Source organism: Spirosoma rhododendri (assembly GCF_012849055.1).
In the GTDB taxonomy this organism is placed as follows: domain Bacteria; phylum Bacteroidota; class Bacteroidia; order Cytophagales; family Spirosomataceae; genus Spirosoma; species Spirosoma rhododendri.
Genome location: NZ_CP051677.1, coordinates 2,900,055 through 2,923,222 on the forward strand (window position 1 = coordinate 2,900,055; position 23,168 = coordinate 2,923,222).

General features: G+C 53.2%; 19 protein-coding genes and 1 tRNA gene. 14 read left to right on the plus strand and 6 right to left on the minus strand.

Going from position 1 to position 23,168, the window contains the following annotated elements; translation table 11 throughout:
* Window positions 1-141: 141 nt before the first annotated feature.
* Together HH216_RS11995 and HH216_RS12000 are read right to left on the minus strand one after the other, a co-directional pair.
* Complete coding sequence (locus HH216_RS11995; RefSeq protein ID WP_169551031.1) at window positions 142-1,284, minus strand: cysteine desulfurase family protein; 1,143 nt, start codon at window positions 1,282-1,284, stop codon at window positions 142-144.
* 101 nt (window positions 1,285-1,385) lie between these two features.
* On the minus strand, window positions 1,386-2,504 hold the full coding sequence (locus HH216_RS12000) for an XdhC family protein (protein ID WP_169551032.1): 1,119 nt from the start codon (window positions 2,502-2,504) through the stop codon (window positions 1,386-1,388).
* Window positions 2,505-2,700: 196 nt separating this feature from the next.
* On the opposite strand from HH216_RS12000, the gene HH216_RS12005 reads away from it, so the two are divergent.
* The 4 genes from HH216_RS12005 to HH216_RS12020 all read left to right on the plus strand — a co-directional run bounded on the left by HH216_RS12005 (window position 2,701) and on the right by HH216_RS12020 (window position 7,692).
* Window positions 2,701-2,785 (plus strand) — tRNA-Ser (locus tag HH216_RS12005).
* Between the two features lie 289 nt (window positions 2,786-3,074).
* Window positions 3,075-3,884, plus strand: coding sequence for a hypothetical protein (locus HH216_RS12010; protein WP_169551033.1), 810 nt, complete (start codon window positions 3,075-3,077; stop codon window positions 3,882-3,884).
* A gap of 1 nt (window position 3,885) precedes the next feature.
* Window positions 3,886-7,059 (plus strand): DEAD/DEAH box helicase, encoded by a 3,174-nt coding sequence (locus tag HH216_RS12015; protein WP_169551034.1) that lies wholly within the window; start codon window positions 3,886-3,888, stop codon window positions 7,057-7,059.
* Window positions 7,060-7,404: 345 nt separating this feature from the next.
* The gene (locus HH216_RS12020) at window positions 7,405-7,692 is read left to right on the plus strand and encodes a hypothetical protein (RefSeq protein ID WP_169551035.1); all 288 of its coding nucleotides are present in this window, start codon (window positions 7,405-7,407) and stop codon (window positions 7,690-7,692) included.
* Window positions 7,693-7,796: 104 nt separating this feature from the next.
* On the opposite strand, the gene HH216_RS12025 is transcribed toward HH216_RS12020, so the two are convergent.
* Complete coding sequence (locus tag HH216_RS12025) at window positions 7,797-8,276, minus strand: DUF892 family protein (RefSeq protein WP_169551036.1); 480 nt, start codon at window positions 8,274-8,276, stop codon at window positions 7,797-7,799.
* A 198-nt stretch (window positions 8,277-8,474) separates the two neighbouring features.
* Between HH216_RS12025 and HH216_RS12030 the strand changes: the two genes are divergently transcribed.
* The 8 genes from HH216_RS12030 to HH216_RS12060 all read left to right on the plus strand — a co-directional run bounded on the left by HH216_RS12030 (window position 8,475) and on the right by HH216_RS12060 (window position 14,709).
* Entirely contained in the window at window positions 8,475-8,690 is a 216-nt protein-coding gene (locus HH216_RS12030; protein WP_169551037.1) for a hypothetical protein, read from the plus strand.
* 258 nt (window positions 8,691-8,948) lie between these two features.
* Window positions 8,949-10,013, plus strand: a complete 1,065-nt coding sequence (locus tag HH216_RS12035; protein WP_169551038.1) for an AI-2E family transporter — start codon at window positions 8,949-8,951, stop codon at window positions 10,011-10,013.
* A 31-nt stretch (window positions 10,014-10,044) separates the two neighbouring features.
* A complete protein-coding gene (locus HH216_RS12040; protein ID WP_169551039.1) occupies window positions 10,045-11,037 on the plus strand; it encodes a helix-turn-helix transcriptional regulator in 993 nt (330 codons plus the stop codon).
* 128 nt (window positions 11,038-11,165) lie between these two features.
* Entirely contained in the window at window positions 11,166-11,654 is a 489-nt protein-coding gene (locus HH216_RS25535; RefSeq protein ID WP_217371854.1) for an alcohol dehydrogenase catalytic domain-containing protein, read from the plus strand.
* An 11-nt stretch (window positions 11,655-11,665) separates the two neighbouring features.
* Window positions 11,666-12,115 (plus strand): zinc-binding dehydrogenase, encoded by a 450-nt coding sequence (locus tag HH216_RS25540; RefSeq protein ID WP_217371855.1) that lies wholly within the window; start codon window positions 11,666-11,668, stop codon window positions 12,113-12,115.
* Between the two features lie 139 nt (window positions 12,116-12,254).
* On the plus strand, window positions 12,255-12,632 hold the full coding sequence (locus HH216_RS12050) for a cupin domain-containing protein (protein ID WP_254448392.1): 378 nt from the start codon (window positions 12,255-12,257) through the stop codon (window positions 12,630-12,632).
* Between the two features lie 128 nt (window positions 12,633-12,760).
* Window positions 12,761-14,464: a helix-hairpin-helix domain-containing protein gene (locus HH216_RS12055; protein WP_169551040.1), complete on the plus strand. Its 1,704-nt coding sequence runs from the start codon at window positions 12,761-12,763 to the stop codon at window positions 14,462-14,464.
* A 5-nt stretch (window positions 14,465-14,469) separates the two neighbouring features.
* Window positions 14,470-14,709: a hypothetical protein gene (locus HH216_RS12060; protein WP_169551041.1), complete on the plus strand. Its 240-nt coding sequence runs from the start codon at window positions 14,470-14,472 to the stop codon at window positions 14,707-14,709.
* A gap of 42 nt (window positions 14,710-14,751) precedes the next feature.
* Here HH216_RS12060 and HH216_RS12065 read toward each other — a convergent pair whose 3' ends face one another.
* From HH216_RS12065 to HH216_RS12075, 3 genes are all read right to left on the minus strand, one after another.
* Window positions 14,752-17,421 carry an MGH1-like glycoside hydrolase domain-containing protein gene (locus HH216_RS12065; RefSeq protein ID WP_408641732.1) on the minus strand — a complete coding sequence of 890 codons (2,670 nt, stop codon included), beginning with the start codon at window positions 17,419-17,421 and terminating at the stop codon, window positions 14,752-14,754.
* Window positions 17,422-17,795: 374 nt separating this feature from the next.
* Window positions 17,796-18,974, minus strand: coding sequence for a serine hydrolase domain-containing protein (locus HH216_RS12070; RefSeq protein ID WP_169551042.1), 1,179 nt, complete (start codon window positions 18,972-18,974; stop codon window positions 17,796-17,798).
* Complete coding sequence (locus HH216_RS12075) at window positions 18,974-20,488, minus strand: M28 family peptidase (protein WP_169551043.1); 1,515 nt, start codon at window positions 20,486-20,488, stop codon at window positions 18,974-18,976. Before HH216_RS12075 ends, HH216_RS12070 begins: the two co-directional genes overlap by 1 nt.
* Window positions 20,489-20,677: 189 nt before the next feature.
* On the opposite strand from HH216_RS12075, the gene HH216_RS12080 reads away from it, so the two are divergent.
* Complete coding sequence (locus tag HH216_RS12080; protein WP_254448393.1) at window positions 20,678-21,199, plus strand: gluconate 2-dehydrogenase subunit 3 family protein; 522 nt, start codon at window positions 20,678-20,680, stop codon at window positions 21,197-21,199.
* 85 nt (window positions 21,200-21,284) lie between these two features.
* A complete protein-coding gene (locus tag HH216_RS12085; RefSeq protein ID WP_169551044.1) occupies window positions 21,285-22,997 on the plus strand; it encodes a GMC oxidoreductase in 1,713 nt (570 codons plus the stop codon).
* Window positions 22,998-23,168 lie beyond the last annotated feature (171 nt).

Consider the following 23,168-nt stretch of genomic DNA (forward strand, 5'->3'; position numbering starts at 1 on the left):
CGCTCTTTGAAGATTGCCCAAAAGTACGGGTTTTGGCTGAAACCGGGTTGGGGGATTTAGAAATCGCTACCGACTTCGTCTGCCCGTTCAGCGAAAAAGAGCTATTGACTCAATGTAAAGCAGCGTTGTACAGCGATCAGATCAACCGGCGAACTCGACCCGCAACCGGGCGACGGTGTCGGTGACGTGTTGAACAGCCCGGTCGATTTCGTCGTCGGTGGTAAAGCGACCGAGGCTGAACCGGACCGACGCATAGGCCAGTTCGTCCGACAGGCCCATCGCTTTCAGTACGTACGACGGTTCGGTGGTGGCCGATGTACAGGCCGACCCGTTGGATGCGGCCAGTTCGCTCAGGCTGTCGAGCAGGTGTTCGCCGTCGACGTTCGCAAACGAAATGTTGGTCGTGTTGGGAAGCCGGTGGGTGGTATTACCATTAACGACGGTACCGCGTACGTGGCTCAAAATGCCCTGTTCGAGCCGGTCGCGCAGGGCGCAGAGCCGTATGGTTTCGGTCATCAGTTGCTGATGGCACAGCTCGGCGGCTTTGCCCAGCCCCACAATACCCGGCACATTGAGCGTACCCGACCGGCGTCCGCGCTCGTGCCGACCGCCGTCCTGCTGGGCCGTCAGCTTCACGTGCTTTCGGGTGATAAGCGCGCCAACGCCCTTTGGTCCGTACAACTTATGCCCCGACAGACTCAGCATGTCAATCAGGCCGTCGGAGAGGTTGAGCGGCAGTTTACCCACGGCCTGCGTGGCGTCGGTGTGAAACAGGATACCGCGATCCTGCGCCAGTTGGGCAATAGCGTCGATGGGCTGAATAACACCCGTTTCGTTGTTGGCAACCATGACCGAGATCAATAACGTATCGGGCCGGAGCGCGGCCTCTACCTGCGCCGGGTCGATTAGTCCGTCGGCGTGGGGCGTTATATAGGTTACGTCGGCACCCAGCCGTGCGAGGTGATCGCAAGTGTCGAGGACGGCTTTATGTTCCGTTTCGACCGTTATGATATGCCCACTGGCCGAACGTCTGGCTTCAGACGCCCCTTTCAGCGCCAGATTGACCGATTCGGTGGCCCCGCTGGTAAAGACAATCTCTTTCTCCGACACGCCCAGCAGCCGCGCTACCTGATCCCGCGCCTGCGCCACCGCGTCGGCCGCCTGCCACCCGTAGACGTGCGTGCGCGACGCGGCATTGCCAAAATGCTCCCGAAAGTAGGGGAGCATGGCATCCAGCACCGCCGGGTCAACGGGCGTCGTCGCGTTATAGTCGAGGTAGGTCATTTTTGGGTTTAATGTTTCGGGTTCAATGGTTAAGGTTTGGCGTTGGCTGGTCTTTGGTACGCCCTGCGCCTAACCTTAAACCTTAACCATTAGCCTTTAAACTAACTGTCTTCCCGCTCATGAATAGGGGCGGGGCGGTGGCGGAGGGCCGTGCCGCTGCGGTGGGCCAGGAACGCCCGGACCTCGGCGACGATTGAGAGGGCAATTTCTTCGGGTGTTGCCGCGCCGATGTCCAGCCCGATCGGTGCGTGGATACGGTCGGTTTCGCCGTCGAAGCGCCCTTCCTCCGTTAGTTCGTTAAAGATACGCTCGGCCCGAACGCGCGGCCCCAGCATCCCCACGAATGGTGCATCGGTAGCAAGTGCGCGGGGCAGGTTGTTTTTGTCGGTCTTGAAATCGTGCGCCATCAGAATTACCGCCGTCTGCTGATCGACGGGAATACTGGCGAAGGCGTCGGGCGCGACAATCGCGTGGGCTTCGGCAAACAGCGTTTGCGTTACCTTCTGCGGGTTGGCAACGACGGTAGCCATCCAGCCCAGCTCATTCGTCATCCGAACCAGCGGCAGAATATCGTACTGCTGTCCCATCAGAATCAGGTGCGGTACGGGCAGCAAGACCTCGATAAACAACTCCACCGACTGCCCATTGACCAACTCGAACGTAAACGGGGCCGATTTGCCTTTGCTGATATACTGCTGAATCTTCTGATCGATGGGCGCGGTAAGCTCGGCGTCGCCCAGCACGAGCAGGCTGTCGGGGTCTTCGTAACGGATCATATCGCCCCGTTGCAGCGTGTCGAATGAACCGGTAAAGCTGGTGAGCGTCAGCAGGACGTGGGTTTTACGGGCGTCGGCGAGGCACGTTTTCAGGCAGTCGAGCGGGTTTGGGTGGTCGGGGTGGAGGGGCGAAATCAGCACGTCGATCACGCCGTTGCAGCCCAGGCCCACGCCAATCTGGTAATCGTCGTCTTCGGTGGTATCATAGGTAACCAATGTCGGTTTACCCTGCGCGATAGCCAGCCGGGCGCGTTTGAGCGCATCACCTTCCAGGCAACCCCCGCTGATACCGCCTACCCACTGCCCGTTGTCCATAATGAGCATACGCGCTCCAGTCCGGCGGTACGACGACCCTTCAACACGAACGACGGTTGCCAAAGCCGCTTTTGTTGTGTTGGTATTCAGTGCGTTGTAAGCCGCGATGATGGCAAGAATTTCCTTCATGAAGATGACGAAGCAGGTACAGCCACGATTGGCCGGGCAAGCCGCGCCAGTCGACTACGCTGCCGATACGATATAAACTGATAACGTATACAGTCGGTTTCGTTGGGCCCTACAAAGCGTATGAACGCATATTTTTTCGCCAAAACCGCCTGCATGTTGCGTTGACGCGAAAATCACCCTACCTTTGTACCACCAAAGAGAGATGGCAGAGTGGTCGATTGCGGTGGTCTTGAAAACCACTGACTGTAACAGGTCCGGGGGTTCGAATCCCTCTCTCTCTGCTAAAAAAACCCAAGTGTCTGAATGTCAGGTATTTGGGTTTTTTTATTTATAAGTGATTGCTTCCGTTCCTCGGGGGCGTTGCTAATGTTGATATAACGGGTTCTATTGTTATATCAACAACGGAATTTTTTGTATATAGCATTTTGATTTTGAATGTATCAGGTGTCAAAAATATTTGCATCTGGTGCTTTTAACAGTAATTAAGGTCTTTTGAGAGAGTATTTTTTTTGCATTAATTTATCCAGCAGTTGATTAAGTTTAGATTAGTTCATTTAACTATCATACTCAATGAATATAGTATACCAGCTTCTCGAAAATTCTAGTAGAAATTACCAAGGAGTGTTACTTGATGAGCATAGAACCAACGTATGCTTCAAAGGCCCAGTACGAAAAAGTTTACAGGATTATGAAGAGCAACAAGCTATTTTAGAAGATTTACGAGAAGTTGTAGAAAGCTTAAGTACGACAGGTTTCGATACAACTTTAGCTTTGACTGATATACTGTCAATTGAAACTGCGGAAGTTGATGAGAAGCGCACGTGGCGCATAGGCGAAGCGATCGCAGAAGTTGTTCTTGCTGAAAAATTTGATGCGCGGTTTTATTGGAATGAATTAAGAGATGCTAGAAATCCAAAGGGAAATAAGACTGGTGCTGATCTAGTGGGTTTTGTTGAAATAGATAAACAAGTTTTTTTTCTATTCGGTGAAGTTAAAACATCGTCTCAAGACATTAGACCTAATCCTCCCAACGTTATGACAGGTAAAGGAGAAATGATGGACCAAATGCGTGGAATATATACAGATGAATACAAAAGGGATATTCTAATAAGATATTTAGCTAGTAAGACGAGAAATCTTTCAGATAGTGATAGTTTTAAGATTGATTATAAAAATGCAACAGTTCAATATTATCGAAAAAAAAAGAAAGGATTTTCAGTTGTAGGAGTTTTAGTTAGAGATGTTGATCCACTTGAATCTGATATAAATTCGTGTTATCACAAATTGAAAGCTGATATTTTGGATCATACGGGTCTCCAACTGATTGCCTGTTATATTCCAATAAATAAAGATGATTGGTACAGTATAATTAATAATTGAAATGAAAATAATTAATAAATATTCTGTACTAGAAGAGAGTTACCCCGACTTGTTGGATGGGGCAAATCAGCTTGTTCAAAAAGCCAAGATAAGTGAACGTTTTAAAAATATATCGCTCAACGAAAGTGATATAGAAGAATTAGAGACTATAAAGGAAATTTGTGAAATATCAATAATAGAGAGATGGAATGCAGGTGAAGATGAAGAACTCAAAACGTTATGTTCTGTCTATTATGATATTGCTAGTTTGCTAGAGTTGCCAAAAGATCCAATTCTAAGAGTATTTGAATGTATAAAACTGATAGCTATTAGTTATGTAGGTGAGAGTTGGCATTTAGTTAAAAAGTTTCTCAAGAACAATCAGAATGAATTTTTTGATTCCAAAGTTGACGATGTTTGGAATAAAAAGTTGTTAGAAAATATTTTTTTTGCGTTATATTATACAGTTAAAAAAGATTCTTGGGAGGACTTAAAACTGGCATCGAAATACATATCTTCCCTGAGAGAGAGACAAAAAGAATTGGAGATTGACTATTTAGAAGCGCTCGACTTAAATGAGAAAAAACCTGCAGCTGCTGAATTGATATCTCTTTATCATTTAGCAAAATCTGTTGATCTTCTAGCTGTTTATTTAATTGATGGTTCTCCAAATAACGTACTTGATCAGTTACGATATCATCTTTCTCAGAGTGAGCAATATGCTCAAGAGTTCAATGATTACTCTTTGAGCTTACTAATTCAATACTTTGAGCCTTTCTCTGATAAAATTGTTAAAAATTCTCTTTGGTATATTACTCGTGGTACATATCAGCGAATAGATAAATTTAATGAGTATGTAACTAAAAGAGAAAATGATCCAATTTTTGAGTTGCTATACCCACAAAGAGAAGCTATATTAAAGGGTAGGCTTCTAGATGACGCATATGATGCAATAGTAGTCAACTTACCAACTTCAAGTGGCAAAACACTAATAGCTGAATATAGAATCCTGAAAGCAATTAATCAATTTTCTGAGCAAGGTGGATGGGTTGCATATGTTGTTCCTACTAGAGCATTAGTAAATCAGATAGCTACTCAACTCAAGAGAGATTTGCAACCTGTTGGAATAAAGGTTGAAAAGTTGAGTGGTGCGTTGGATATAGATGGATTCGAGGATTCTCTACTAACCGAAGACACAAATCACAGGCAATTTGACGTTCTTGTTACAACGTATGAAAAACTTCAGATACTGATTAGGAGGGAGGTAGGTACGAAGGCTGAACGCCCTCTTGTATTAGTAGTTGTTGATGAAGCACATAATTTAGAGGAGGAGACACGAGGTATCGCCTTAGAGCTTTTGTTGACGCTAATAAAAAAGGAGTGTAATAAAGCTAACTTTTTATTGTTAACGCCTGAGATTAAAAATTCTGATGAGATAGCTAAATGGCTTGGGGCCGAAAGAGGAAGCCAAATTCATTTAGGTTTGAATTGGTGGCAACCAAATGAAAGGATAATAGGTGCAGTTTCAGTTGAAGGTTCAGGAAGAAACTTTTCAATTCTATTGAATACGCTATTTACAGAAAAGGGTACTTATGAAGTTTCAGATAAGATACTGATGACTTCATTTGAGAACGCTGCGGTAACTAAATCATCATTATTTGGAGGTTCTACTAAAAGTGCAGGTAGAAAGACTATTTTGTCTGCTTATCTCGCTTCCTCTTTCATTGACGAAAATTCGATAGTGCTTGTTGGGACACCTGAGGATACATTTACAGTTGCAGAATCAATATGGTCTCTTTGGGGTAACAATGATAAAATTGATAATGAGGTTCAGTTGGTTAAGAAATATGTTTCGGCTGAGTTAGGAAGTGAGTTTCCTTTGAATAAATTTTTAGATAAGGGAATAGGGATTCATAGTTCTACGCTTCCTGAAGACATTAAATTCTTAATTGAGGATTTAATGTCAAAGGGGAAACTTCGAGTTCTAGTTGCTACCACTACAATTGCTCAGGGAATAAATTTTCCTGTTACTTCCGTTATAATGGCTTCTTATAGTTACCCATTTAAGAGAATGCCTGTAAGGGATTTTTGGAACATTGTTGGGAGGGTAGGTAGGACCAGCCAAAAAAACATTGGCTTTGTTGGCATTACATTAAAAAACGATGCAGAGTTAGATACTGTCGCACAGTATGTATTAAGGGCGGCTGACGATCTAAAGTCAAGACTGATTGATATGGTTAAAGAAGCCATGAATAATGGTTTTCAAAATTTTGAAAAATTAATATACTTTGAACCACATTGGACCAACCTATTACAATTTATTTCGCACCTACATAAACAAGCAGAAAGTTTAGATCAGTTTTTGGCATCTTTAGAGATTGATTTACAAAGTACATTAGGTTATAAACAGCTAGATGAGCCACAGAAAAAGTTTATAAGAGAAAACTTAAGGCAGTATGCTAAAAATATTAAACCTGCAGAAGCTACGCTTTCAGACGCAACAAGGTTCTCTACTATTTCTGTTAGAACTTTAATCTCAGGACTCGGAAGAGAAAAATTAGTTTCCTCTGATTGGGATAGTAAAAGATTATTTTCTAATCAAAACTCAAGTCTTAATAAGTTAGTTGGCCTTATGTTAAGCACACCGGAAGTACGCCAACAGTTAGAGGAGATTAAATCAGGTGATAGTGTCTTGGATAGAACATCAATTTCTAGATTGATTACGGACTGGGTCAGTGGCGAGACTATAGAAAAAATTGCACAAAAGTATTTTGCCGAAGATAGTTCTCAGAAATCAATCGAAAAATGTACTAAAGCTATTTACAGGAACATAACTAATGCTGCAACTTGGGGATTGGCAGGATTACAAAAGCTCCCGAACAGTGGTTTGGAATGGGATAGTTTAAGTGATATAGATAAGAGGAGGTTGTCTAATTTGCCAGCAATGATTCATTATGGAGTCAACTCAGACGAAGCCATTCTGATGAGAAAGAATAATGTTCCTAGATCTATAGCTAGCCGTATAGGTAAATTGTTTGACAGTTCAAATAGTAATATATATAGTGCCACTTCTGATGAAGTTACTTCTTGGTTACATACTTTGAAGGACGATCAATGGTCGAATCCAGACACTAGTAATATATCTGGTAACGAATATAAAATGATATGGAAGAAATTATCAGGTTCATTTGTGTAATCAAACTTTAAGGTATTATTCTCAACTGCAATGTTTCTGACATCGAAGACTGGTGTCAGAAATATTGCAGTTGAGTTAGATTATTAAGAAGATTTTTTTTTTGAATCTCCTTGACGCCTTTGCACATCTATAGCAGCAAAAAGCAGTGTCCATCCTTATGCTTTCATATTTACAATTGCAGTGCAAACAGGTTTTGTTGTAGTAAACTTTGCGCCCTACTCGCTCGACGCGACAGCATTTGAAGCTTCTTGATGGTTTGGCACTCGTCTGACATTCAATCTACATGAGGTCAACTGGATTTTCCGAGTTAGTCATACAAGAATCAGTTGTGTTAGTGTGATCGCAATGACAAGAGAAAGGCGCAATATGTGTGGGTTAGTGATTCTGTTGCTGTGTCTGCTATTGCCGATTTGCTTTGTGCTGTGGCACGGCGATCCGCCTTACACGGGGTTGACAATGGGCATGCTCGTGTTTGGGTCGGCGGTATCGGGTCCGGGCCTGATTCTGTATGGTCTGCTCACCTATCACTTCTCCGCTGTAACGGCTAAAACGTGGCTGGCGACCGTCGCCACGCTGATCGGTTTGCTCTGGACGGGGTTTGTGCTGTATACCGCAGCCACTACGCCCGATTGACAGGTTACGCCCGATCACTCGTCTGCGTAACCCATGAAAAAGGGGTACGGGCAAGAAAACGCTCTCGTCCGTACCCCTCCTGCAACTACACTGGTCGGCTGTGACTAGCGCTTATTCAGAATTTGCTGGGCAATTGATGTTTGTTCGCTGTCGGCCTGTTTGGCTTCTTCCAGCGATGCGTTCATGTCCTGCTCGGTTTGTTGCAGGCCAGCGGCTGCGGCATACGTTCCCAGCGTGCCGAAGGACGCGATCCAATAGTGAAGGGCCAGCTGACCGGCGGCAATGATACCCAGGTCGCGCGATATGTCGTCGGTGGCCTGCTGCCGAATCTTTTTGCTGACTTCGTAGTGCGCTTCCAGCACGGGGTTTTCCTGCTGATCGCTGCCGCCCACTTCGGCCAGTGCCCGATCGATCCGGGCCGACCACTGCTGCGATGTCTGATTTCCTTTTTTGAGCGCGTCGGTCAGCTGCGCATCCCGAACGTCGTTTTGAATTTCGCTGGTAGCCTGCTCCGCTACCTGACTGCCCGCTTTCAGAGCGCCCAATCCCTGTTTAATAAGTTGGGTTAAGGGTTCGTTTTCCATTAGTTCGGCTTAGTTAAAAACTGCTTTATTAACCGCCGGTCGCCGACAACGGGCGTTCGATTGGGGCCGGTAGTTAGGGTATGGGCAGGTATCCCGTTTCCTCATAACTCCCAAACTTTGACCAGTAGCTTACCGGTTGTTCTGAACGATCATCAACGCCGTATGGCCTGTTTCGGGCCTTTGCGACTTAATCCGCTCATGGAAGAAAAACCGATTATCGTAATCACCGGGTATCGGCCCAAACTGTCGATACAACACGTCACCCGGCTGTATCTGAACAGTGATGAAGCGACTGCATGCCGTCAGTTTGAAGCCGACGGCGGTATGGTTGCTACCTGCCAGCAACTGCGCCGATCCGACATCATCGAATGGCAGTCGACCTTGTCGGGTGTCCGGTACACATCCGATTTTTAGGGCTACCCCGACCGCCGGGCCGGTATGTGAATAGCCTAGCCTCCTTGTATGATCTGGGGGAACTGAGTGCCGACCGGGTCAGGAGACTCGGATTGGGTAAAGGGCAATGGTCGTGCGTTGCAGAATGGGCTATTCTGCCAGATAAATTCCCGGTAATGAATATAGCCCGGAAGCGCGCGGCTTGTTTGCTGAACATCAGGCGATGAGAGCGGTTAAAAAAATAGCCGTGGGTATGTTACGCGGCTACCTACTCAACGTATGCCTGATAACTCTCCCCAGCTCGACACCGGTACGTTCGCCCAGCGGGTGTCAATTGCCGTTGGTATCACGATTCTATTTGTCCTGCTGATCTGGCTGTTCGGCGTCAGCTTCGAGGTGTTTCTGTTAATCATCGCGGCCCTGCTCATTGCCTTGCCGCTGCGGGCGGGTGCGAAGAAAATCCACCAGAAATTCGGCTGGAACGAAACGCTGTCGCTGATCGTGGTGATCGTCGGGGTGCTGGGGCTGCTGACTGCTATCTTCTGGTTGTTGGCGTCGCGAATCAACACGCAGATTGCGGAGTTTCAGGAGCAGACGCCTGAAGCCATCGCCAATTTCGAGCAACGGCTGGCGTCGTCGCAACTGGGCCAACAGGTGCTCAATAACCTGCCCGATCCGGCTCAACTGATGAAGAACGGCCCAAAACTGCTGACGCGGGCAACGGGCGTACTGTCGGGGACGTTTGGCGCGTTAAGCAATATTTACGTCGTTATTTTCATGGCTGCTTTCATCGTGGCCGACCCCAAATTATACCGGCAGGGCATCTTGCGGCTGGTGCCGAAGCGGGGCCGCAAACGAGCAGGTGAGGTGCTCGATCAGCTCAACACGACGCTGGTACATTGGCTGATGGGGCAGCTTTTCTCGATGACAGTGGTCGGGTTGCTGACAGGGCTGGGGCTATGGTTGCTCGGCGTTCGGCTGGCGGGTGTGCTTGCCCTTTTTGCCGGGCTAATCTCGTTCATTCCCAACCTCGGCCCGATCATCGCGCTGGTTCCGGCTCTCCTGTTTGCCTTTCTCGACGGCCCGCAGCAGGCACTTTACGTGGTCATTCTGTACATGGGGGTCCAGTTTGTGGAAAGCAGCCTGGCCACTCCACTGGTGCAGAAAAAGCTGATCGACATGCCGCCCGCGCTGGTGTTTGGGTCGCAGCTGGTGATCGGCGCGTTCGGTGGTATTCTGGGCCTGATGCTGGCGACACCCATCGTAGCGATGCTGATGATCCTGACCCAGATGCTGTACGTGCAGGACGTGCTGGACGATGAAACGATGGATGTGGGATCGTGAAACTGGTTTATTTTTGGCCAACGGTAGCCCCATGCCTGCTATGTTGTTTGAATTTGTCAGTAGCCCCCACTTTAATTTTCTGACCAGTTTCGGGCAGCAGTTCGACATACCGGTTCAGGGCGATACGCTGGTGATACCACCCAGTCTGGGAACGGGCACCATTCGCAAGATTGATCTGGGGCCGGAGTTTAAACTGCTCATTCATCAGTACACGCTCAACGACGAGCTTATTCTCAAACGCCTGCCGTCCGAACAGCCCTACGATCTGATCAGCATTATCTTCCACGTCAATGACGTGCCGGCCCGGCTAAGCACCCCCGGCAGCGATGTGGTTTTATCCCGAACTACTGAGTTCGCCGTTCAGATTGCGTCTGCCGATCTGACCTCAACGATTCATTTCCCCGCCCATGTCCCGATCAGTTACACCGTAGTGGGGCTGTCGTCGGCTACGCTCCGGGAACTGTTGCAAATCGACGCTCCCAGCCCGGTCCTGCAATCTATGCTGAACCGGGTGCCGGGCTTTCTGGTCTACGAGCGGCTCGATGCCGACGTGCTCACGAGTCTCCGCCAATTGACTGATAACCAACGCGAGGATGAACTGACGTCGTTCTTTTACCGGATCAAAGTGCAGGAACTGGTCTATCAGGTGATTGACCGGCTGCTTCGGCGCGACGCTGGCCAGCACCAGCCTGTCGTCCCGGCCGACACCGACAGGCTGTTCAGCGTTCGTACGGCCATACTGACCGATCTGGCGGCTCCTCCGCGCCTGCCGCAACTGGCCCGGATGGTGGGTATGAGTCAGACCCGGCTCAAGGATCTGTTCCGGCAGGTGTTCGGCACCAGCATCTACGCGTATTTCCAGCAGGCCCGCATCGAGGAAGCGGCCCTGTTACTGCGGCAGAGAAAGCACTCCGTTGCAGAGGTGGGTTACCGGCTGGGTTTCGAGAACATGAGCCATTTCAGTCGGTTGTTCCAGAAACATAAAGGAATTGCTCCGAAAAAGTACGCTGGCGGATACGACTAATTTTGCGTCTTACCGGACTATTTTAGTCTGTTCTGCTGGCTGACCTTTGTCATGTGCTTACGAGCCGATGGCCTACAGGCCAATCTGGCCAAACACGATACAAACGAACCATCTAGTCAGTCAACGCAATGAACAGCGAGTCTAATTCATCCGGAAATCAATCCGTACAGTACAATCAGTTTGGGGGAACCGACGTCTATTATCTGGCTGATCTGCCAGTGCCATCGCCCGGAACGGGTGAAGTAGTCGTTCGGGTAAAAGCGGCCGGTATCAACCCCGGCGAAACGAAAATTCGCAGTGGAGCACTCCAGGCTATTTTCCCGTCTACGTTTCCATCCGGTCAGGGTAGTGACTTTGCGGGTATTGTCGAGGCCGTTGGTCAGGGTGTCGACAGGGTCAGACCGGGCGACGAAGTGATCGGCTTTTCGGACAAACGCAACAGCCAGGCGCAGTACGTCGTCGTCGACCAGACGCATCTGACACCCCGCCCCGCCGGCGTAAGCTGGGAGCAGGCAGGTGGTCTGTTTGTGGCGGGCAGTACGGCCTATGCGGGCGTGAAGGCACTGGCACTGAAGCCCGGCGATCTGCTGATCGTGGCCGGTGCTGCCGGGGGGTAGGGTCGCTGGCCGTGCAACTGGCTACGGCCTGGGGTGCCGACGTGATCGGTCTGGCCGGTCAGGCCAACCATGCCTGGCTGCGCGACCACGGCGTAACCCCCGTCGACTACCGGCCCGACGCGGAGAAAGCCGTCCGGGAGGCTTTGCAGGGGCGTCAGCCGGCGGCCCTGTTCGACTGCTCCGGAGCCGGTTACGTGGATCTCGCCCTCAGCCTGGGCATCCCCGCCGACCGGATTAACACCATCGCTGACTTTACCGCCGTTGCGAAATACAAGGTCAAATCGGTGGGTAGTGCGGCAGCATCCAATGCCGATGTACTGGCTGAACTGGCCGGGCTGATCGACGCGGGCAAGCTGGAGTTTCCGGTAGCCGGCAGCTATCCGTTGTCAGACGTAAAAGCGGCTTACGATGACCTGGATGCAGGCCACACACATGGCAAAATCGTTCTTATCCCTTGGTAGTCAACCCCCGTTAGCCATGAGACCCAACAAAGTAATTACGCTGGACCCGCAGGCCGGGAACAGCCTGTCGGTTGTCGGTGATACGTACCGTATGCTACTGACCGGCGAGTAGACCGACAACAAGCTGGCCGTTATCGATATGCTGGTTCCGCCCGGCGGTGGCCCCGGTCCGCACGCCCACGCCAACATCATTGAAACGTTTTACGTAATCGATGGCGAAGTGGTTATTCGGTCGGAAACGCAGACGTACACGGCCCGTAAGGGGGCATCTGTTACGATTCCGATGGGTGGGGCGGTGCACATGTTTAAAAACGAATCCGACAAGCCAGCGCACCTGCTTTGTATCGTGGTGCCGTCGGGACTGGAGGCTATGTTTCAGGAGATTGGCCAGCCGGTAGCTGCCGATGAGTTTCTGCCCCCGCCAGCCGTAACCCCCGACTGGATCGCGCAGATGCAGGCTGTCGCAGAGAAACACGGTCAGGAGGTATTTCCGCCGGATTATTTCGAAACGAAGTAGGGTATCAGTAGCCAGAGCGAGCCGGATCAGCACAACTGATCCGGCTCGCTCTTTTCGAATCCTGTGGTGGTCGTGTAAACTGTAAACCGGCCATTGCCCCGTATCTTGCAGGCTGAATTTGGACCCTTATGAGTAACGCTGAAATTGTCGACCTGCTGGAACTGACGGCCCGGTTGATGGAGCTTCACGAACGTGATGCGTTTAAAACCCGCGCCTTCCAGTCGGCCGCGTTCAACCTCGATAAAACTACCGCCGACCTAAGCCAGCTGCCGGTCGATGAGCTGGTCAAGCTGCCGGGCGTGGGAAAAAGCGTCGCGCAGAAAATCCACGAAATCAGTCAGACCGGGCGGCTGTCGGATCTCGATGCGCTGCTGGCCGAAACACCCGCCGGGGTGCTCGATATGTTCCGCATCAAGGGGCTGGGCGTCAAGAAAGTACGCACCCTCTGGCGCGAACTAGGCATCGACACGCTCGACGCACTGCGGCAGGCGGGCGAAGAAGGGCGTATTGCCACGATCAAAGGGTTTGGGGCCAGTACGCAGGAGAAAATCCTCGACGCGCTGACGTTTTTGCAGGAACAGCAGGGCAAACTCCGCATGGACCGTGCCGACGAACTGGCGCAGCGGCTGCGCGAACAGCTATTGCCGCATTTCGAGCGCGTCGACGTCAGCGGGCAGGTACGTCGGCGGGTGCAGGAAGTCGACACCGTGCAGCTGCTGGTACAAACCACCGATCCGCTCTCGGCCATGCTCACACTCCGGGGTATGCCCGAACTGCTGATCGACGAGCGCGAATCGTCGCCGTTTGTCTGGCGGGGGCGGTTTGCCGGGTACGACGTACCGGTGGAACTGCGGTTCAACGCGCCCGATCAGATGGACCGGCAACTGTTCATTCAGTCGGCGGCTGAATCCCATCTGAAACAGCCGGGGTCGGCGGGTGTCGCGTTGTTGCAGGCGGCTTACACGGGCAACGACGCCAGTGAAACCGCTATTTACGAGCGGGCGGGCCTGCCGTATGTGGTGCCCGAAATGCGCGAAGACGACTTCGCTTTCCGCTGGTCGACCCAGCATCACCACACCAATCTGGTCACGTGGGATGATCTGCGCGGCACGCTCCACAACCACAGTACCTGGTCGGATGGTAAGGAATCTGTCGCGAGTATGGCGGCTTACACGCGGGAGCTGGGCCTGAGCTATTTCGGCATCGCCGACCACTCAAAAACGGCCACCTACGCCCACGGACTGAGCGTCGAGCAAGTGATGGCGCAGCACACCGAGATCGATCAGCTGAACGCTGGTTTTGGTGATGACTTCCGCATTTTTAAAGGTATCGAATCCGATATTCTGGGCGACGGCTCGCTCGACTACGACGACGAGATTCTAGCCCGCTTCGATTACGTGGTGGCGTCGGTACATCAGACGCTAAACATGTCTATCGAAAAAGCCACGACGCGACTGTTGCGGGCCATCGAAAACCCGTACACGACGATTCTGGGGCACCCGACCGGTCGGCTGTTGCTGGCCCGCGAAGGCTATCCCATCGATCACCGCGCCATCATCGACGCCTGCGCCGAGCATAACGTCGTGATCGAAATCAACGCCAGCCCGTACCGGCTCGACATCGACTGGCGCTGGATCGACTACGCCATGCAGCAGGGCGTTATGCTGAGTATCAATCCCGACGCGCATAGCCTGGCCGGGCTGCTCGACATGCACTACGGCGTTGATATTGCGCGCAAAGGGGGGCTAACCGCCGAAATGACGTTCAACGCGCTACCGCTGGAAAAGATGCAGGCGTATCTGCAACAACGGCGTAGTAACCTGGTTAAATAGGCCACATGACAAACAAGACACTTTATTTTCTGTCGCAGACATACCGGCAGATTCAGCTATCCGTCGAGAAAGGCACGACGCCCTACCCGCACAGCGACTTCGCCCACCAGTTCGACGCGCTGCTAAACGCAGTGGGCGAAGAAGCCGCCCGTGCCTTAGCTATCAACCTGGTGGAAGAAGCCGCTACGGCCAACGAGAATACCGATTATTTTCGTCGACGAATGGCCGAAGCCGCCGAAGTTTGAGCAACGAAAAGCCCGAACCGTTTCGGGTTCGGGCTTTTCGTTTTACTTACCTACCGGCAGGGCGACCAGCTCTGATCGGTATTTGTACGAGTACTCGATCAGGTCGGCGACAAGGCCCGTCCAGCCGGTTTGGTGGCTGGCACCCAGACCCGCCCCCACGTCGCCATGGAAGTATTCGTAGAACAGGTACAGGCCCTGGAAATTGGGGTCGTCCTGCATCTTTTTGTCGTTGCCAAAGGCCGCAATGTGCCCGCTTTCATCGCGCCGGAAGATATTGATAAGCCGGTCGATAACCTGCACGGTTGCTTCCTTGATACTCATCACCTGCCCGGAGTGGGTCGGGTATTCGATCTCCAGATCATCGCCGTAGTACTGATAGAACTTCAGCAGTGAGTCGACGAGCAGGAAGTTGACCGGAAACCAGATCGGCCCGCGCCAGTTGGAGTTGCCGCCAAACATGCTCATCTCCGACTCAGCCGGTACGTAGCGCACCTGGAAAATTTCGCTGTTCAGCTCGAACTGATACGGCGTCTTTTCGTGGTATTTCGACAGCGCCCGGATACCGTAGTCCGACAGGAATTCGCTTTCGTCGAACATCCGGCGCATAATCATCTTCATCCGGTGGCCACGCAGCAGACTCAGCAGGTGGGTTTGGCCCTTGCCCGGCTCGTTCCAGCGCGACACCAGCGACGCCAGATCGGGGCGGTTGGTCAGTACCCACTCGACGCGTCGTTTGAAATCGGGTAGTTTCGACAGTAGCTCCTCGTCCAGAATCTCAACAGCGAACAGCGGAATCAGTCCCACCATCGACCGGATTTTGAGCAGTCGCGAGTCGCGGCCCGGCGTGTGCAGCACGTCGTAGTAGAACTGATCGATCTCGTCCCACAGGCTGATGTGGTTCTTGCCGAGGTTGTTCATCGCCGACGCGATGTGCAGGAAGTGCTCGAAAAATTTGCTGGCCATATCCTGATACACCGGGCGCGTCAGCGAGATTTCGCAGGCAATCCGCAGCATATTCAGGGTATACATGGCCATCCAGCCGGTCCCGTCGGCCTGCTCGATGTGCCCACCCATCGGCAGCGGCTGGCTCCGGTCGAATACCCCGATGTTGTCGAGGCCGAGGAAGCCACCCCCGAAAATGTTGTTGCCCTCCACGTCTTTGCGGTTGACCCACCACGTGAAGTTGAGCAGCAGCTTATGAAAGGCCCGTTCCAGAAAGCCGACATCACCGGTACCGTTCAGGTCGCGGTCGATTTCGTATACTTTCCAGGTTGCCCAGGCATGAACGGGCGGGTTGACGTCGGAGAAATTCCATTCATAGGCCGGAATTTGCCCGTTGGGGTGCATGTAGTACTCGCGCAGAATAACCGCCAGCTGCCGTTTCGCGAAGTTTGGGTCGAGCCGGGCAAGGGTCAGGGTGTGGAAAGCCAGATCCCAGGCGGCAAACCACGGATATTCCCACTTGTCGGGCATCGACAGAATGTTGGCCGTGTACATGTGCCGCCAGGTTTCGTTGCGGGCATACACACGCCCCTGAAACGGTACCGGCATCTTTGGGTCACCCTTGAGCCACTCGTTGACGTTGTAGTAGTAAAACTGCTTGTTCCAGAGCATACCGGCGTAGGCCTGCCGCTGAATATCCCGCAACTCCGTGTCGGTTACGTTTTTTTGCAGATCGTCGTAATACGTGTTAGCTTCCGTCAGTCGTTTGTCCCAGAGCGCGTCGAAATCAGCGAAAGGCTGGGCCATCGTCGTCTGATCGCTGAACCGCAGCCGGATCGTTGTGCTGCCCCCCGCCGGAATTTCGCGCGTGTACCGGGCCGCGGCTTTCGTGCCGATCTGATGCGGATTGACGAACCCCTTTTTTCCCCGCGACACAATATGGTTATTGATGCCGTCTTTGGGATACTGCACCGTGTTGGGGCGGCCGTACAGCCGCTCGGTGTTGGTGTCGTTGTCGCAGAACAGCAGTCCGTCGGGGTTTTCGCAGTAGAGTTTGTACTTACCCAGCTGCTTGTGGTTCACCTCGATCTGCCGGTTGCCGATACCGTTCAGTATCGGCCGGGCGCTGTATTGCGGGTAGCCCCACGACCAGGTGTTGCGGAACCAGATTGTCGGCAGCAGGGTCAGCGGAGCGGCATGGTCGGCGCGGTTGTGCGCCGTTATCGTCACAAGCCAGTCGTTCTGATCGGCTTTGGCGTATTCGATGAAAATGTCGAAGTATTCGTCGCTGTCGAAAATGCCCGTGTCGGTGATCTCAAACTCGGGATCCATCCGGTTTCGGCGCGAGCTTTCAATAACCAGCCGGTTGTACGGGAACTCCTGCTGCGGATACTTGTACAGCATCTTCATGTAGGAGTGCGTCGGCGTACTATCGAGGTAGTAATACAGTTCCTTAACGTCTTCGCCGTGGTTTCCTTCCGGTCCCGACAGGCCGAACAGCCGTTCTTTCAGGATACTGTCTTTATGATTCCAGAAGGCCAGCGCGAAGCAGATGTGCCCTTTGTTGTCGGAGATACCACCGATACCTTCTTCGCCCCAGCGGTAGGCTTTGGAGCGGGCCATGTCGTGGGTGATGAAGTTCCAGGCGTCGCCGTAGGGAGAGTAATCTTCCCGGACTGTGCCCCAGGCCCGTTCAGTCAGGTATGGCCCCCACTTCTTCCAGCCTTTATTATCTGTTCGTTCGCTCAGGCGAATCTTCTCGGCAATCATATTTATAGGTTATAGCGTAAAACGGTAGGTAGTACAGACTTGACAATCTGTATCGCCAAAGATAATAGCCCGGATGAATATAGGCAGGAATGATGCCGAATCGTGTATTGATTATCAGAATATGTATAAACGACTCACGGGTCGTACAAATCTGCCGGGCCTCGGAAAATGGGGTACCTGTGCGAAAATTTTAGGGTCACACCCCTATGGTAGGGTATCTGCTAACTGAACCAATTCCTGAACTTGTACTGCCTTTCTATCCACACCATTTTTTGGTTTTGCGTTGCCAGCTCAGCAGAAAGGCTGGTACCGTAACATCAGCACCACGGCGGACCTCGGATTTATCCGGGGTCCGCCGTGGTGTTTAGTGCCAGTCATGAGCCCGCATTTACGGCTGCCAATACGCGTTTAATCAGTTCGTTCGGGTTACCGTTGTGCCACCGCCACACAATGACAATGTCGTGCTCCGGGTCGACCCAGACGGTATTTTGCCCCGCGCCCAGAGCCGCAAAACTTGACGTTGGTGCGTCGGGCCAGGGTTTGGTTTCACCAGGCTTCGGCGTGTTGAGCCACCACAGATAGCCGTAGGCCGGACCCACCGGGCCGCGCGTTGTCGCCTGTTTCACCCAGTCACTCGACACGATCTGCTTACCGTTCCAGTTGCCCTGCCGCAGAAAGAGATAGCCGAACCGGGCTTCGTCGCGGGCACTGATCCGGAGGCCACCGCCCCAGCGCGTTCCCCCACTGACCGACGGCATTTCCTTACCGTCGACGGTGGCGACGGCGTTCGGATAGGTTATGTACCGCCACGTGTCCGACGCACCGATGGGATTCATGATCTCGTCGCGGACCACGTCGGGCAGGGGCTTTTTCCAGATGCGCAGCAGCGACAGGGCCAGTCGGTTGATACGAACGTCGTTGTATTCGTAGTAGGTGCCGGGCGTCTGTAGCGCGCGGGGCTTACGCTCGCCCTTCCCGAACGCTTCCTTCCCGACAAAATCGCTATTCTTACCCCACAGTTCACCTTCCCACTCGCTGCTTTGCCGGGCGTGGTGTTCCCACGTAATCGCCCGGTTCTGCGCTGATTCGTAGCCGCCGTCGTGAATCAGGCTGGCCACGGGTTGGTGAATATCCGGGATCATTTTCCGGTCGAGGGTAATGCCCAGCACGGTCGACAGTACGCTTTTGGCGACGCTGTAGGTCGGGTCGACGGCTTCCGTATCACCCCACTCGGCCACGATGTAGCCGTGCCGCAGAACGATGCCGTTGGTCTTGGCGCGGCTCGTCGGCATGGGGCCGAGCAGTTTGCCGAAGATTTCTTCCTGCGTCGAGAAGTCGGGGGCCATCTGCGTCGTTTCCTGCGTCTTCGCAAACGCGACCGCTTCGGCCAGTTTGTCCGCGTTCATGCCTACCTGCGCCGGGTTGCGGTGCGCCCAGCCATCGCCCTTCGGCGGGAAGTACGGGCGTGTGTCGGTTGGGGGGCGGTGGCAGGCAGCCGTCAGCGCGAGGAGGAGCAGCCAGATAGCCCAGATTTTCGGTTGAAAAGGGCGCATCAGCGTTCAAGTTTAAAGCCGGGGTCGAGACCAACGCGGGTGGGGCGGTTGGCGACGTCCCACCCGGTCAGGTAAATCCATTTGGCGATGCGCGTTACCTTGTCGGTGTCGATGCGCTCGGGTTCGTCTTTCGGCGTGTGATAGTCAGGGTGCAGCAGCGACGTGTACGCGATGGCGGGGATGTTGGCGCGGGCGTAGGGGAGGTGGTCGCTACGGAAGTACCAGCCTTCGGGGTGCTCGGGTTTATCCCACAGCGTGTCGAGCTTGAAATGGGCGTCCGCTTTGTTGACCGCCAGTGCTGCGTTGACCAGATCGGTCGAGTTGCGGTGGGGCGGCTGCTGACCCAGAATACAGGCGCTATCCGGCGCGTTACGGCCAATCATCTCGGCGTTCAGCACGGCCACGATCGAGCCTTTCGGTACGGTCGGGTGCTCCACGTAGTAGCGCGAACCGAGCAGCCCGCGCTCCTCAGCCCCGTGAAAAACGATCAGCGCCGACCGCTTGCCGGGTTTCTGCGCAAACGCCCGGCCAATGGCCATCGTCGCGACGCAGCCGCTGGCGTTGTCGTCGGCCCCGTTCCAGATCGAGTCACCCGCCACGGCCCGGCGGACGCCGTCATGGTCCTGGTGGGTGCTGAACAGTACGTACTCGTTTTTCAGCTTCGGATCGGTCCCCGGCACTTTCGCCACGATATTGACCGATGGGTAGCTGAAACTCTCGACGTTGACGACGTTGGTAAACTGCTGACCGGGCTGCTTGATCCAGTCGATAGCAGAAGCCGGAAGCCATACGGTCGGTGCCTGCGAAAACACCCGCGTGTTGGGGCCACCGGGTAAGTCGTACCGGCCGCGTTCCAGCCCCGTTGTCCAGCGTTCAAAGTACGACTGCGCTTCTTTGTCGGACACCCACACGACCGCAACGGCCCCCGCTTTGACGAGTTCGGCGGCCCGGCGGCTCATCGTTCCGAACAGAAACCGGCGATAGCTGATGTCGGCCGGGCCGGTACCCGAAAACTGAATTGCGACGGCCTTGCCTTTGATATCGACTTTCGCCAGTTCGTCCGGCGTTCCCGTCCCGACGAAAACGAGCGGTGCATCGACCGACGCAATGGCGGGAGCCAGCAGAAAAGCGTCCTGCCCGTGGGTGAGCTGATGCGAGCCGATGTTCAGGCGGCTGGTCTCGGTGATGCGGGTGCGCTGAATGTGAAAAAACTGGAAAAACGTGCCATCGTCGCCCGCCGGTTGCAGGCCCATCGCCCGAAGTTGGTCGGCAATCCAGACCGACGCTTTGAGTTCATCGAGCGAACCGGCTTCGCGGCCCCGGAAGTGGTCGCCCGCGAGCGCAAAGAGGTCGCGTTTGATGTCGGTTTCTTTGATGGCGGCAACGGCACTGGCACCGGGCGCAACGCTCTGTTTGCCGGTTTGCGCCTGCGCGGGTGAACCAGCCCACAGGCTAACGACTGCCAGCAAACCCGTCAGGCGGGGCCGCAGTGAAAAGGAGGAGAGTAAAGGCATAACGACGAATAACGGATGATTGGGTAATCGACAAATTTACACGATTGCGGATAGGAATAAGCACGGTCAATTCGTTGTTATTCGTAGTCCAGATAGATCGGCTTTTTGTCCTATTACGCTGGTCAAAACACCGCTCGATTCGTATATTTGAAGAATTCTTAAAAATTAAAAAGCTAATCCCGCTTTTCTGTGGAACGGAGAAATGCATTGAAAACACTGGCCGGTGCTGTGGGTGGCCTGATTGCCCTGCCCGGCTGGGCGTCCGGCTGGACAGCGGAGTCGGTTCGGCTGGCGACACCGTTGCTGCCTGCTGATCAGGTCGAGACGTTAGCGGCCGTTGTCGACACCATTATCCCGGCAACCGATACGCCCGGTGCCAAAGACCTCAACGTGCAGCAGTTCATCCAGAAAGTGGTGGCCGACTGCTACGATAAGCCCACGCAGGATATGCTGTCGAACGGCCTGGTTCTGACGAACGATCTGGCGCAAAAGACCTTTGGCAAGCCGTTTAACGCAGGCGACGCAACCCAGCGCGTGACTCTGCTCAAGCAGCTGGAACAGTCGACGGACCCGGCGCAGGCTGCATTTATCAAACTGGTCAAGCCGCTCACGATCCGGGGCTATCTCAACTCCGAGTACGTCATGACCAACCTGACGCATTACGAGTTCATCCCCGGCCATTACAACGGCTGCGTACCAGTGAAAAAATAGGTTTAAGGTTTATGGTTCAACGTTTAACGTTGGCCTAATCGACAAACCTTAAACGTCAAACTACAAACCTTGAACTGTCCAAAGGATGGCTAATTTCAATATTGATGCGCAGGCGCTGAATACCTACGATGCCATTGTGGTGGGGTCGGGGATCAGCGGGGGCTGGTCGGCGAAAGAGCTGACGGCGAAGGGCCTGCGAACGCTGGTGCTGGAGCGTGGTCGCGATGTACGGCACATTACCGACTACCCCACGACCAACATGCAACCCTGGGAGTTTGAACACCGGGGCCAGCTGACCAAAGACGTCAAAGACGCCAACCCGATTATCAGCAAGTGCTACGCATTTTACGAAGGCACCGAGCAGTTTTTCGTGAAAGACGCTGAGCACCCCTACGTGCAGGAAAAACCCTTCGACTGGATTCGTGGCTATCAGGTTGGTGGTAAATCGCTGATGTGGGCGCGGCAAACCCAGCGCTGGAGCGACTTCGACTTTACCGGTCCCGCCCGCGATGGGTTCGCCGTCGACTGGCCAATTCGCTACGCCGATCTGGCTCCGTGGTACAGCTACGTCGAGAAATTTGCGGGGATCACCGGCAACAAAGACGGCCTCGATACTCTGCCCGATGGTGAGTTTCTGACGCCCCACGAGTGGAACTGCGTCGAAACGCATTTTCAGAAGCAGATCGCCAGCAAATACAAAGACCGGCACGTGATTATGGGCCGGGCGGCTCACCTGACAAGCCCAAAGCAGATTCACTACGATCAGGGCCGGGCACAGTGTCAGCACCGGACGATCTGCGAGCGCGGCTGTCCGTTCGGCGGCTACTTCAGCAGCAACTCAAGCACAATTCCGTGGGCGGCCAAGACGGGTAAGATGACCCTGCGGCCCAACTCGGTGGTTCACTCGATCATCTACGACGAGAAAAAAGGCCGGGCAACGGGCGTGCGCGTGATCGACGCTAATACAAAGCAGATGACGGAGTACTACGCCCGGCTGATCTTCGTCAACGCGGCTGCCCTCAATACCAACCTGATTCTGCTCAACTCGATTTCGACGCGCTTCCCCAACGGGCTGGGTAACGACAGCGGTACGCTGGGCAAATACGTGGCGTTCCACAACTACCGGGCGGGTATTTCGGGCGAATACGACGGTAATCTCGACATGACCACCGACGGACGCCGACCCAACAGCCCGTATATCCCCCGCTTCCGCAACGTTTATAAGCAGGAAACTAACTTTCTGCGCGGCTACGCGGCTGGTTTTCAGGCGGGTCGTTCCTCGGATACCGATCAAAGCGGGATGGGGGCCGACCTGAAGCAAAGTTTGCTAAACCCGAAGCTGGGTGGCTGGCACGTCGGATCGCACATGATGGGCGAAACCATTCCGAAAGAAAGCAACTACGTCGCGCTCGATTCGTCGCTGAAAGACCCGTACGGCATCCCGCAGCTCAAAATTGCGATTGCCTACGACGATAACGACGAGAAGATGATCAAGGATTATCAGGAGCAGATGACCGAGATGTTTCAGGCGGCTGGCTTCACCAATATCCGCCTGCGCGACGACAAACGCAACCCCGGCCTCGATATTCACGAGATGGGCGGTGTCCGGATGGGTAAAGACCCCAAAACGTCGATGCTAAACAAGTGGAATCAGCTGCACGCGGTGAAAAACGTGTTCGTCACCGACGGAGCAAGCATGACGTCGACCTCCACGCAAAACCCCTCACTTACCTACATGGCCTTCTCCGCCCGCTCGGTTGATTACGCCGTCAAGGCAATGAAAAAAGGTCTGGTTTAAGGTTCAGAGTTTAACGTTCAAGGTTTAAAGTCTACTGTTTGAGGTTGCTGCCCGTGTCAACCTTAAACAGTAGACTTTAAACATTAAACCAAGCCTTGCTTCTCTAAACTTTCCGTCGTAACGTTGCGTTAATTAAACTGAGTCTAAATAATTAACGCCGTCTTAACAAGC

Excerpts from the sequence above, each read along its gene's own strand:
- HH216_RS12075 (WP_169551043.1), bottom strand. The coding sequence starts at position 20,488 with ATGCCTTTACTCTCCTCCTTTTCACTGCGGCCCCGCCTGACGGGTTTG.
- HH216_RS25535 (WP_217371854.1), top strand. The coding sequence starts at position 11,166 with ATGAACAGCGAGTCTAATTCATCCGGAAATCAATCCGTACAGTACAAT.
- HH216_RS12050 (WP_254448392.1), top strand. The coding sequence starts at position 12,255 with ATGCTGGTTCCGCCCGGCGGTGGCCCCGGTCCGCACGCCCACGCCAAC.
- HH216_RS12085 (WP_169551044.1), top strand. The coding sequence starts at position 21,285 with ATGGCTAATTTCAATATTGATGCGCAGGCGCTGAATACCTACGATGCC.
- HH216_RS12070 (WP_169551042.1), bottom strand. The coding sequence starts at position 18,974 with ATGCGCCCTTTTCAACCGAAAATCTGGGCTATCTGGCTGCTCCTCCTC.
- HH216_RS12010 (WP_169551033.1), top strand. The coding sequence starts at position 3,075 with ATGAATATAGTATACCAGCTTCTCGAAAATTCTAGTAGAAATTACCAA.
- HH216_RS12025 (WP_169551036.1), bottom strand. The coding sequence starts at position 8,276 with ATGGAAAACGAACCCTTAACCCAACTTATTAAACAGGGATTGGGCGCT.
- HH216_RS11995 (WP_169551031.1), bottom strand. The coding sequence starts at position 1,284 with ATGACCTACCTCGACTATAACGCGACGACGCCCGTTGACCCGGCGGTG.
- HH216_RS12040 (WP_169551039.1), top strand. The coding sequence starts at position 10,045 with ATGCCTGCTATGTTGTTTGAATTTGTCAGTAGCCCCCACTTTAATTTT.
- HH216_RS12015 (WP_169551034.1), top strand. The coding sequence starts at position 3,886 with ATGAAAATAATTAATAAATATTCTGTACTAGAAGAGAGTTACCCCGAC.
- HH216_RS12065 (WP_408641732.1), bottom strand. The coding sequence starts at position 17,421 with ATGATTGCCGAGAAGATTCGCCTGAGCGAACGAACAGATAATAAAGGC.
- HH216_RS12055 (WP_169551040.1), top strand. The coding sequence starts at position 12,761 with ATGAGTAACGCTGAAATTGTCGACCTGCTGGAACTGACGGCCCGGTTG.
- HH216_RS12060 (WP_169551041.1), top strand. The coding sequence starts at position 14,470 with ATGACAAACAAGACACTTTATTTTCTGTCGCAGACATACCGGCAGATT.
- HH216_RS12020 (WP_169551035.1), top strand. The coding sequence starts at position 7,405 with ATGACAAGAGAAAGGCGCAATATGTGTGGGTTAGTGATTCTGTTGCTG.
- HH216_RS12000 (WP_169551032.1), bottom strand. The coding sequence starts at position 2,504 with ATGAAGGAAATTCTTGCCATCATCGCGGCTTACAACGCACTGAATACC.
- HH216_RS12035 (WP_169551038.1), top strand. The coding sequence starts at position 8,949 with ATGCCTGATAACTCTCCCCAGCTCGACACCGGTACGTTCGCCCAGCGG.
- HH216_RS12030 (WP_169551037.1), top strand. The coding sequence starts at position 8,475 with ATGGAAGAAAAACCGATTATCGTAATCACCGGGTATCGGCCCAAACTG.